This is a genomic window from Cryomorphaceae bacterium, from assembly GCA_007695365.1.
GTDB lineage: Bacteria > Bacteroidota > Bacteroidia > Flavobacteriales_D > SKUL01 > SKUL01.
Genome location: REDV01000073.1, coordinates 38,147 through 49,823, shown reverse-complemented (window position 1 = coordinate 49,823; position 11,677 = coordinate 38,147). Strand labels below are relative to the sequence as shown.

The 11,677-nt window shown below is 47.7% G+C and carries 9 protein-coding genes and 1 tRNA gene; 1 reads left to right on the top strand and 9 read right to left on the bottom strand.

Going from position 1 to position 11,677, the window contains the following annotated elements; translation table 11 throughout:
* Positions 1-126 precede the first annotated feature (126 nt).
* Positions 127-1,434 (bottom strand): ribosome biogenesis GTPase Der, encoded by a 1,308-nt coding sequence (locus EA392_05775; protein TVR39705.1) that lies wholly within the window; start codon positions 1,432-1,434, stop codon positions 127-129.
* 4 nt (positions 1,435-1,438) lie between these two features.
* On the bottom strand, positions 1,439-2,311 hold the full coding sequence (locus tag EA392_05770) for a GTPase Era (GenBank protein ID TVR39735.1): 873 nt from the start codon (positions 2,309-2,311) through the stop codon (positions 1,439-1,441).
* A gap of 107 nt (positions 2,312-2,418) precedes the next feature.
* On the opposite strand from EA392_05770, the gene EA392_05765 reads away from it, so the two are divergent.
* Positions 2,419-2,491 (top strand) — tRNA-Met (locus EA392_05765).
* 38 nt (positions 2,492-2,529) lie between these two features.
* On the opposite strand, the gene EA392_05760 is transcribed toward EA392_05765, so the two are convergent.
* The 7 genes from EA392_05760 to EA392_05730 form a co-directional block, all read right to left on the bottom strand.
* Entirely contained in the window at positions 2,530-4,482 is a 1,953-nt protein-coding gene (locus EA392_05760; protein TVR39704.1) for an ATP-binding cassette domain-containing protein, read from the bottom strand.
* Positions 4,483-4,554: 72 nt separating this feature from the next.
* Positions 4,555-5,415 (bottom strand): gliding motility protein GldN, encoded by an 861-nt coding sequence (gldN, locus tag EA392_05755; GenBank protein ID TVR39703.1) that lies wholly within the window; start codon positions 5,413-5,415, stop codon positions 4,555-4,557.
* A gap of 11 nt (positions 5,416-5,426) precedes the next feature.
* A complete protein-coding gene (gldM, locus tag EA392_05750; GenBank protein ID TVR39702.1) occupies positions 5,427-7,100 on the bottom strand; it encodes a gliding motility protein GldM in 1,674 nt (557 codons plus the stop codon).
* Between the two features lie 38 nt (positions 7,101-7,138).
* Positions 7,139-7,912, bottom strand: coding sequence for a gliding motility protein GldL (gldL, locus tag EA392_05745; protein ID TVR39701.1), 774 nt, complete (start codon positions 7,910-7,912; stop codon positions 7,139-7,141).
* A gap of 63 nt (positions 7,913-7,975) precedes the next feature.
* The gene (locus EA392_05740; GenBank protein ID TVR39700.1) at positions 7,976-9,331 is read right to left on the bottom strand and encodes a gliding motility-associated lipoprotein; all 1,356 of its coding nucleotides are present in this window, start codon (positions 9,329-9,331) and stop codon (positions 7,976-7,978) included.
* Between the two features lie 91 nt (positions 9,332-9,422).
* Complete coding sequence (locus EA392_05735; GenBank protein TVR39699.1) at positions 9,423-10,355, bottom strand: type IX secretion system membrane protein PorP/SprF; 933 nt, start codon at positions 10,353-10,355, stop codon at positions 9,423-9,425.
* Positions 10,356-10,500: 145 nt separating this feature from the next.
* Positions 10,501-11,670, bottom strand: coding sequence for an arginase (locus EA392_05730; GenBank protein ID TVR39698.1), 1,170 nt, complete (start codon positions 11,668-11,670; stop codon positions 10,501-10,503).
* Between the last annotated feature and the right edge of the window lie 7 nt (positions 11,671-11,677).

Genomic DNA, 11,677 nt, shown 5'->3' with positions numbered 1-11,677 from the left:
TTCACATCCTCATTACACCACAGTCGGGCATAAATCGCATGGTTCTGAGCATCAGAAACACAGCAATCATCATTCCAGTTTTATCAGACACGTTAGAGTTCTCCGTTCTCCAGAAACGCACCACGTCTATTTCTGGCGAAAAAAGACATTGATTGGAACTCCTGTAAATGAGAAGTTTTCGCGAAGCTTGTTTTCTACAAAGCGCTTGTACGGGTCTTTGATATACTGAGGAAGATTGCAGAAAAACACAAAGCTCGGCACGTGTGTTGGGATCTGTGTAACGTATTTGATGCGGACGTATTTTCCTTTAATTGCGGGTGGAGGTGTGCGTTCAATAATTTCGAGCATTACATCATTCAGGCGTGAGGTTGAGATGCGCTGTTTGCGGTTCTGAAACACTTCAATTCCTGTTTCGAGGGCTTTGTGAATACGTTGTTTGGTGATAGCAGACACAAACAATATGGGCACGTCGTTAAAGGGGGCTAACTTTTCGCGGATTTCCTCTTCAAGCTTTCGGGTGCTGTGCTGGTCTTTTTCGTACACATCCCATTTATTTACCAGAATCACAACGCCCTTCTTATTTTTCAGGATCATGGAAAAGATATTGAGATCTTGCTTTTCCAGCCCTTCAAGCGCGTCAATAAGCAGAAAGCACACATCACTGCTTTCAATGGCCCGAATGGAGCGAATCACTGAGTAGAATTCCAGGTCATCGTGAACCTTGGCTTTTTTGCGGATTCCGGCAGTATCCATCAAAAGAAAGTCGAATCCATAGGAGCGGTAGCGGGTGCCAATCGTGTCGCGCGTGGTTCCGGCCACGTCGGTCACAATATTCCGGTCTTCGCCGGTAAGGGCGTTGATGAGTGATGATTTTCCCACATTAGGACGCCCCACCACGGCAAAACGAGGAATATCCGGATCTTCTTCCTCTGCAACCGGCTTTCCGAGCAGTTCTACAAGGGCATCAAGCATATCACCTGTACCTCCACCATTCACGGCTGAGACGGTGTACACTTCTCCCAGCCCTAGCGAATAAAATTCGGCTGCAAGGGGAGTCTTGTCTGGCGAGTCAATTTTGTTGCAAACCAGCAGCACCTCTTTTCCTGATTTTCGGAGAAGCCGTGCAATAGCCTCGTCGTAATCGGTAATGCCCGATTGCCAATCCACCAGGTAAAGAATAACATTCGATTCCTCTACCGCAAGCTCTACCTGACGACGAATAGCCTGTTCAAATACATCTTCTGAATTGATGGTGTACCCACCGGTATCAATCACAGAAAACCTCACCCCATTCCATTCGGCAATGCCGTAATGCCGGTCGCGGGTAACTCCGCTCACGGAATCAACAATGGCATCGCGCGACTCGGTTAATCGGTTAAAAAGAGTGGACTTGCCCACATTGGGGCGTCCTACTATGGCTACAACTTTTCTCATTTTGTTAGAGGTATCCGTACTTATCGAGTTTGTGATTTTCGTCGCGCCAGTTTTCGTCCACTTTCACATGCAGTTCCAGAAACACTTTAGCGCCCAGAAACTTCTCCATGGATTTTCGGGCACCGGTTCCTACTTTTTTAAGTTTCTCACCCTTGTGACCAATCACTATTCCTTTTTGCGATTGGCGCATCACGTATATAATGGCACGTATATGAATGAGCTCTTCGGACTCCTTAAAGCTCTCGATCTCCACTTGTGCGGAGTACGGTATTTCTTTTTGGTAGTGGAGAAAAATCTGTTCGCGAATCATTTCAGACATAAAGAAGCGCATAGGCCTGTCGGACAACGATTCTTTATCGAAGTAAGGCGGGTGCTCAGGCAGCCATTCAATGATAAATTCGAGGACTGCATCAAGGTTGAAGCGATGCAACGCAGAAACCGGCATCACCGTAGAGTCGGGAAACCATTCCTTAAGCTTTTCTACTTCCGAGGTAACGGCTTCCTGGTCACTGGTGTCAATTTTATTGAGCAGAACCAACACAGGTACTCCCAACGAATTGATTCTTTCGCGCAATTCCTCTTCAATGACTTCATCCGGTATCGTGATATAGATGATTATATCGGCGTCGCTAAAGGCCTGCTCCACGAAATTCATCATCCGCTCCTGCATTTTATATGACGGAGCGAGGAGACCCGGAGTATCGGAAAACACAATCTGGTAATCGGGGTGATTGAGTAAGCCCATGATGCGATGCCTCGTGGTTTGGGCTTTTGGGGTGATGATGGAGAGCGATTCGCCAAGAACAGCATTCATCAGGGTTGACTTGCCCACGTTGGGTTTCCCGATAATGTTTACAAATCCTGCGCGGTGTTTCAAAACATGAAATTTGGTTAACAAAGAAACAAAATATACCTTTGCACTCCGTTTAAAGCCAAAAGAGGCCTCGATTAACGAAAACAAGACGCAAAATCAAGAAGATATATTGCGGGGTGGAGCAGTTGGTAGCTCGTCGGGCTCATAACCCGAAGGTCGTCAGTTCGAGTCTGGCCCCCGCTACTCAGAAAGAGGTTGTTCAATATTGAGCAACCTCTTTTTTATTGCGATTCACTCAGCTGTTGCTCTGCTTGTTCCAGTTTTTCTATGGCTTGTGCCCACTCTTCTTCTGAGTGCGAAAGAGCATTTTTTACCGAGGTGATTTCTTCAAAGCTGGCCCTCACCGCCTCCTGGTTGCTAAAGTCGAGCTCAGCACTTTCGCGGTTCAACACCGCAAGTTTTTCTTCAAGTTCGGTGATTTTACCCTCCAGTTTTTGCACCTGCCCCTTAATTCGCCTCACTTCTTTTTCGAGTTCTTTTCTGCGTGCACCATGCACCGCCTTTCCTTTTTCTGTTGCCGGATCCACCGCTTTGGCTTTGGCAGTCCGCTCATAATTGGCGATGTTGGCAGCGTTTTTCTCTGCCAAAAAAGTCTGAATGTCTTTTAAGTGTGTTTTCAGTCCTCCCGATTCAATTTCGAAAAGCTTATCGGTAAGGCCCTGCAAAAAGTGTCGATCGTGCGACACGATAAGCAGCGCGCCCGGAAATTGTTGAAGCGCCTGTTTCAACACATCTTTCGAGTCAATATCGAGATGGTTGGTGGGCTCATCCATGATGAGAAGGTTGTAAGGTTTGAGCATCAACCTGCAAAGTGCCAGCCTTGATTTTTCTCCTCCGCTCAGCACTTTTACCTTTTTGTACACCTCGTCCCCACTAAACAGAAATGCCCCCAACAAACTTCGGATGCGCGTGCGCATCTCACCAGTGGCCTCCTGATCGATCACCTCAAAAACCGTGAGGTTTTCATCGAGGGTGGTGGTTTGGTGCTGCGCAAAATAGCCCATTTGCACCTGATGTCCGAGGTTTACATCTCCGTCATCCGGTGTTTCGTCGCCCACCAGAATGCGCAGCAAAGTGGTTTTACCAATTCCGTTCTTACCGATGAGTGCAACTTTCTCGCCGCGCTCAAGTTCAAGCTGTACATCACCAAACAGGTGCTTACTTCCGTATTGCTTGCCGATGCCATTGGCCCGGAGCACCACTTTTCCGGGTCTTGGCGCTTCGGGAAAGCGAAGGTTGAGCGATTCGTGCTGGTCTTCATCTACAACAACCCGCTCCATGCGGTCTAGTTTTTTGATGAGCGACTGAGCAAAGGAGGCTTTGGAACTTTTGGCCCTGAATTTATTGATGAGTGCCTCGGTTTCGCGCACCGTGCGCTCCTGATTGCGGGCTTCCTGCCGCTGCTTTTCAATGATGATTTCGCGCTGCTCCAGAAAACCTGAATAGGAGGCTTTGTAATCGCGGATTTTACCGTTTACAATCTCAATGGTGCGAGAGGTCACTGCGTCCAGAAAAGCCACGTCGTGTGAGATGAGCACCATCGATCCGTTGTAGTTGGACAAAAACCCCTCCAGCCACTCTATGGATTCAATATCGAGGTGGTTGGTAGGCTCATCCAGCAGAAGCAAGTCGGGTGAAGTAACCAGAATCTTGGCCAACTCAACCCTCATTTTCCAACCTCCGCTGAATTCGTTGAGTGAGCGATCAAAATCCTGCCGGGAAAAACCCAGACCTTTCAGCACGCGCTCAATAAGCTCTTCGGAGGATTGGCCTCCAATCAGTTGGTAGCGCTCATTAAGCAAATTGAACTCATCCAGCAGCTCAGCCATCTTGTCCATGTCGTCCACTCCTGCATCGAATGCGGATTGAATCTCAGCGATTCGACTCAATAATCGCTGCTCTTCCTGTCGGGCTTCTGCCACGGCCTGAATCACAGATTGATCAGAGTGGTGGTCAATCTCTTGGGGCAGGTAGCCGATGGTATATCCGCTGGAACTCGCCACATCGCCTTCCTGAGGCTTGATGAGGCCCGCCATAAGCTTGAGCAAGGTAGATTTGCCTGCACCGTTTCGCCCTACCAAACCTATTCGGTCCTGGTCATTCACCTGGAAGGAGATTCCATCAAAAATGGGACGATCTCCAAAGTGTAAGCTTACATTACCAACTCCAAACATGTCTCTTGATTACATTCAAAGAAAAAAGCGCCGGGTTAAGGGCGCTTTTTTCTTTGTGAGAAATAGATTGTATCAGAAATTCCATAGGTCGTGCTCCATCAGAAAGAGTTCTTCCTTGATTCGTTCAGACTCAAGCAGTGCATCAATTCCAATGGCGTACTCCACAATGCTCCTGTCATACACATTTTGCTCCTTGTGTATGAAACTCGAAAACTGGCGCTTCATGAAGATATCATCAAAAGTTCGGCGTTCCGAATCATTGGTGCGATTGTACACTTCCCAGTTAGAAAACAGGTAGCGGCACTCCGGGAAGTAGAGCCAGAAAAGAGTTCTGTAGGCCCCTGTACGCTCCCCATCCTGGGTTAGAGCCGCGATTTGCGGTGCCAATCCGATGATGCGCACATACATTTCGGAACGCTGCTTATCGAAATACCAGTCTTCTTTGATTTGGTAACGCTCAATTTGATCGGGTGTGATATCATTTTGTTGAATCACTTCAATCATCTTGTCCCAATCGTCCGGATCAGGTACGAGCATCGTATCAAGTTTGGCCAGGATTCCCTCCACTTCAGAAATGAGCATGGGATCGTTGAACTCATCGTCCAGTGTCACCCCGGGGTCATAAGCAGTAATAGAGCCTTCTACAATCAAGCCATCGCGAATCACCTGAAACAGGCTCTTGCGATCATTAATCTCATTGTGAGGGAAGTACAACGGGTGATTGATTTTCTCTTTTAGCTCTATGGTACGCCATATTCGCTTGGACCACATTACATCCGCCTCGCGCAGGTGCGGGTATTGGATGATTTTCTTGGTCTTGGTGTGCTCTTTTATGTACGCACCATCAAGAACTGTTTGTGCCTGCATGGAGAAGGGAAGCATCCCTATACTCAGAAGCAGCACTGCCGAAAAAATCTTTCTTGCGTTGTTCATAGCCTCGGGTTTTAGTACACCGTAAAGGACAAGTTTCCGATTGGATTTACACTCCCGTCAGGAGCCTTTGCCTTGATGTTTTCAATGAGTATTTTCTGATTTCGCGCTACATTCTGAAGCATTTGTTTCTGCTCGTCAGTAAGGCGGTTGCTGTTCGACTTGCGTGTGATGGCCTCTCCGCGCATGATGGTGGTAAGGTCAAAAGAAACCACCGGGTATTGCAGGTCAAACACGAAGTCTTCCATTTTGGCTCCTACCCCAATTTGGGCTACAGCTTTGGCCTTTTCGATGCGGGTATCTCCGATGCTCAAACCGGCAAATGTTGGAGTAGGCTTGGGCACATTCTTGCAACGGAAAGTCATGCTTCCCATGGGCTTGGAACTACCATCATCCATTTCAACGCTCACACTGATTACGCATTCAGCGCCCTGCCCGGGTTTTACAACCCATCCTTCGCTGGTGCGGCTCAGTGCACCATTGGTAACGCTGGGCTTAATTTTCTCGGCGGAGAATCCGGGGACAGAAATGTCCACTGGATTATCCAAACCGCGGTAGAACACATTCATTTTGGTTGGAGATACCACCAAAGATGGTTTGGCTACTTCAAAGTTCACATCAAACAAGAAGGGAATCTCCCCTTGCGGGCCTTTAAAGCGAATCAGACCTTTCCAGGTTTGGAAACCTACCTGACCTGCAGGAATACGCAGCTTGGCAAAACCGTCATCGCCAATAGGAACATCTACTGATTCTCCAATGAGCGATGTGGTAGATGAATCGTGCTGAACAGACTGATCTACACCAATTTCCACAGCCGGAAAGTTGGTATCATCATAGGCCGCCAGAAACACATCCGCCCTAAAGGTATCACCCTGAAGAACGTAATTGGTTTGAGGGATTGCAATGGGCACGAGCTTGGTAAACTTAAATGAAGCTGCATCGACATCGGCCATCAACCAGGTAACCATATCCGCCTCAACATTTCGCACATCGGTTTGGATTTTAGACAAGTTGGTTATTACAGCCGCCAGCGGAATGTAATAGAAGTTCATGCCTTCCCATGTACTCATGGTTCCTGATGCATCTCGCCGATCTGAGAAATCAAAGGTACGATCAAAGTTGTCTGCCAAAACGGGCATCTGCCCATCCAAAAGCTCTTTGAGTCTTTCACGAAAGTCTTCGAGATTCTTACGCAGATTGGCAGCGGCAAGGTAATCTCCATCAGGGTGCGATGTTCTCGGCATACCTGCGTTTTCACCTACCAAAACCTCCGTACTGATATCATAGTTATCTTTCATTTTCACGTATTGAAGTGAAAGCACGGTATCCTGACCACGACCATTGCTCGCGATGACCTGATCCATTGGGATTTTTTCTACCTTGGATATCAGGTGGGCTTTGATTTTATCTACTTGTTCAGTGATTTCGTTGGCCATCTCGCGCACTTCTTTGGCTTTTTCCCAGTTCTCCCGGTATTTCGCGGGATTTTCACTGTAAGAAGCCTCAAACTTCGCGTATTGCTCGTCAATCTTTTGTTTGAAGGTTACTTTGGTATTCTCCAAACCTTCGTTGATCAGTACGAATGCGTCAAGGATCTCCTTTGACACGTTCAGTGCCAGAAGAGCCGTGAGTACAAGGTACATCATACCGATCATCTTCTGCCTCGGTGTTTCTTTACCTCCAGCCATCTTTTAAATTCGTTTAGATTAGGTTAGAAATAAGAAACTTACCTGTTGATGGTCATTGCCGACAACATGTTTCCGTAAACAGTATTGAGTGAAGCAAGGTTGTTGCTCAGGGCTGCAATATTCTCTTTGTACTTTTTGGTATCTTCAACTGACTCGTTAAGATTGGTCAGAAGTTCACCAATTCCAGCGTACAAACCTTGCGTTTTAGACAGTTCCTGAAACTGACTCTCGTATGCTTCGTTCAAACGAGCAAGATTCCCGGCCATTTTTTGAAGATGTTCACCAGCTGCGGAACCACTCTCTGCCTGAGAAGAAAGGCCCACCAATGATTCAGAGGCACGGGCGTAAGAATCTGACAATTCAGACACACGGCTTGAAGCACCGCGAAGGTTATCTACATACTCATTGGTAGCTACAGAGGCATCGGAGATCTCGCTCAGTTTACCGGCCTGTGTGCTTAGAGCACGCATACCTTCACCCAAACTGGCTATGAGTTCCGGTTCAATTCGAGCCTCTTCGAGCATGTTGTCGAGCTGTTCGGTGATAGAACCTTTAGGTTCTTCGTCACTGTGCTCAGCGCGCTCGCCAGTGTTAAGCTCGGGGTAAACCAAACCCCAATCCGGCTCTTCGTGAATCGGCTCGAATGCCGAGAAAAAGAAGATGACTGCTTCTGTTGACAGCCCTACGGTTAACATGACACCCGCAAAGGGCCAGTGCTGAATTTTGAAGAGTGCTCCCAAAATAACAATTGCGGCACCCCAGCCATACAGCTTGGCCATAAACTTCTTCCATCCTTTACTTCCTGGTTTCATAATTCCCTAGCGTTTTAGATTTTGATTGATGTTAGTTATTGATTGAAAAATTGAGTCCTTGATTTAGTTCCAGGTTTTTGGATCCCCAGTTTTACCTCTTCCCAGGTAGCTCATTACTGAGCGGAATCCGATGTAACACTTCGCAGTATCCTGGTACTCGTAGCTACGCGTACCACACTGCAGGAAGTATTCAATGTCTTTCCAGGACCCGCCGCGAATCACCTTACGCTTGAGTGCAGGGGGGTCGTTTGTTTTTGAGTCGTACTGATACTCCGGGTTCATATCGTGCGAAAAGTCGTAAACCGATGGGTCGTAAGCCGTGCTGGTCCACTCAGCCACGTTTCCGGCCATGCAATACAAACCGTAGCCGTTCGGCTCGTAGCTTCGTACGTTCACGGGATGTAATCCATCGTCATCCACATAGTCTCCACGTAGCGGCTTGAAGTTGGCCAACGGACATCCCAGGCGGTTTCGGATGTACGGGCCTCCCCATGGGTACAGACTCAGGTTGATTCCACCTCTCGCCGCGTACTCCCACTCAGCCTCTGTTGGCAGGCGGAACTTGTGCACATAGGTCTCACCGTTGCGAAACTTCCAGGTATCCAAAAGTTGCGAGCGCCAAACATTAAATGCTTTGGCCTGCCCCCAGGTAATTCCCACTACGGGATAATCATCATAGGCAGGGTGCCAGAAATACGCCTCAGTGAGGGGCTCATTGTAGGAGTAAGTGTAGTCGTGAATCCAGCACAACGTGTCAGGATACACAGGTATTACCTCACGAATAATAAACTGCGAGCGATCCACGTGCCCACGAATGGAGTGGGTTTGCCCCAACTGATTGGTAAAAGAAAGGTCATTGTCTTTGCCTGACTTTCGCGCCGCACTTTTGAGGTCTATCCAGTAGTACTCGAACAGAAGTTTACGTGTATCTATCTCCTTGCGGCGATAAAAGCGCTCGTGTTCGGGCAGGAACATGTCGAAGAGCTCTTCACGCTCCTCCTCATCATTCCAGCGAATTTTCTCACGCCAGTTGATGATGGGAGGATAGAGTTCCTCTCCGTATGCATCTTCTTCGAAAACGTGTTCACCGATACCAGCCTCGCCCAGTCGCATGTGTGCAATTGAGTCGCGCACCCAGTAAACAAACTGACGGTACTCGTTGTTGGAAATTTCAGTGTCGTCCATGTAGAACGCGCCTACAGTCACCGTTTTGCTTTTACTGTTCATGGCGTATGGCACATCCTGATCGTTGGGGCCCATAACGTAGCTCCCGAAGTGGATGTAGTTCATACCATAGGGGTTGTATTGAACAAAATCCTCGCGTGGTTGCACACCCACGAGTTCCCCCCTGTTTCCTCCGCCACAACTACTGAAAAGCAGCGCGGCGAAAACTGCCATTAAAAAGAGCGTCTGTTTCATCTCTCTATGGTTTTAAAATTTCCTCACAACACAGGTCCTTGCAACTAATAACCCGAACCGTTTTGTACGGAAATTTTGCGGTTTAGTTACATTACAGGAATCTCACTGTTTTGTGAATTTCCTTCGGTAGCGGTTTCTCTATTTTGAAACAGAAGTTCACCATTATTTCGTGGCTTCCGTTGCTGTAATTTGCGAGTTGAGAAGTTGTGATATCATAGGAATACCCCACTCTCAAAATGCTCTTTCCAATTTCGGTCTGGTAACCGAGCTGCGGTGCGATTGCGTCAACTGTGCGATAAGTAACGCCCAGCCAAATCATATTATTGCCTGTGGTGTACTCTGCATTGAGGTTCACGTCATACTGGGTGGAGGCCAGATCGGTCTTTATCAACATATTCGGAACCAGGTTAAACGCAGGAGTCAAATCAAAGATATAGCCTCCCATAAGGTAATAGTGGCGGGCGAGCTCAATGTTCACATCAAACATACGCCCCTGGGAGAGGTGCGTTGATGACAAACCAGCATAAAACTTTCCGGGCCGATGGAAGTACAGACCAAATGAAGCATCGAATTTCGTGTTACTTTGCTGGATAAGCGGAATGGACAGGTCGTTCTCCACCCCGTCAATCGCCACCCAGTCGGTTCCTATAGCACTGTTGAACATCCCTACAGAAGCTCCGAAATTCAGGAAATTTTGCCCCACCTTCAAATGGTATGAGTAGTGAGCACGTAAAATGTTCGTATTTAATTGCCCGATAACATCGTTGTAATAGGTAAAACCAATACCACTGTTTATGGATCGGATGGGGGCATGACCATTGATCAAAAAGGTTTTTGGTGCCCCATCAAAACCTGCCCACTGGTTGCGGTACAAAAAGGTACCACAAATCATATCCTTGCTACCCGCAAAAGCCGGATTGATGGAAAGTCTGTCGGCCATAAATTGGGTAAATTGTGGGTCTTGCTGTGCATAAGCACCACAAACAAGGAACAGGCCTATGAAGGCTAGTAATAGTTTCTTCATGCTATTGAGCTGATTTATCGCAGGTTAACAGTTTATATTTGGCTTCGTTTCCCTTAGAAACAGGGGCTAAAATAAAGAAATTCCCAAACAACCAAAAATTTTTCCACAGTCCGGACGTGGATTACTGCAATTCGGAAGTATGACTTCAGCTTATCTTCTGGTAGGTGAGCCACCAAATATCTGGCACTTCGTTGGCGCATGCCGTCTGGTAATCTTCATAGGCGCAGGGCACAAGGTGATGCCTTTCATAGCGGGCACGCCCTCCGGGGGGGAAGGGTACACTTATCCACCAGCGATCAGATACCTTGCTTTTGAAAAAAATCAATTCGTGATCGGCATCATTCACTACCACCTGATAACGGTAGTACTTTTCTTCGTCCTTGAAGGGGAAGTCGTGCTTGCGCGCATAGTACCCGTCAAACAAGCACCATATCATTTGGGCAAGAAGATGGGCGGTTTGCCCATTTCTGTCCAATGTCGGGTTGAACTCGTAAAACCCGATGGAGGTTAACTTATCACTCATGCCCGCGTACCGACACATTTGGCACGCCTCTTCACCGTAAAAACCATTGGGGCCATTGTTTCCGCAACCGGGAGCATCTGACTGCCGGATAGCCGACATATCGAAGCTCACAAGGTCGGCATTTCGAATGATTGGCTCTGTGGCAGCCATATTGCCTTTAAAGAGGCCCAGGCGATAGGTGTCGAAATACAGCTTATTCATCAGCTCAAGCTCAGTTTCGCAAAGGAAATAGGTCTGGTAGCCGATGTTGCTGTAATTAAAAAGGAAATTCGGTTGATGCAGGATAATGTGGTTAAGGTATGACTCTGCGTGCAGACGATTCTCATCCTGCCCAAGGTCAAAGATCCTGTCTACACCCAATACATTGATGGTTTGCTCCAACGACTCATAGGCTGAGAAATTGGCAAGCGTTAAATCCTGGCTTCCGCCGATAATAATAGGTAGAACTTTATGCCGGAGTAATTCACTCACCACCGATTTCAATGCGAAATGGGTGTCTTTGACATCACTACCCGCATGAATATTTCCCAAATCACACCACTTAACAGGCGCACCGGATGGGGGAAAGAGTTTGTACAGATATGGCCGCACAGCATCGGGGCCGTTGGCACACCCTTCATTATTGATGGCACCGCGTTCCTCACAAACACCGATAAGGGCTATATGGGCATCCTGCCAATCAGGAAATTCATCGCGGTAAACATCTACCAACTTACCAAGCGAATTAGGCTTCAAATCTTCCGGCAGACCTTTGGGGGGCTGCATGTAAATAGAAAGGTCGGCCACGCTCATCTTGCTC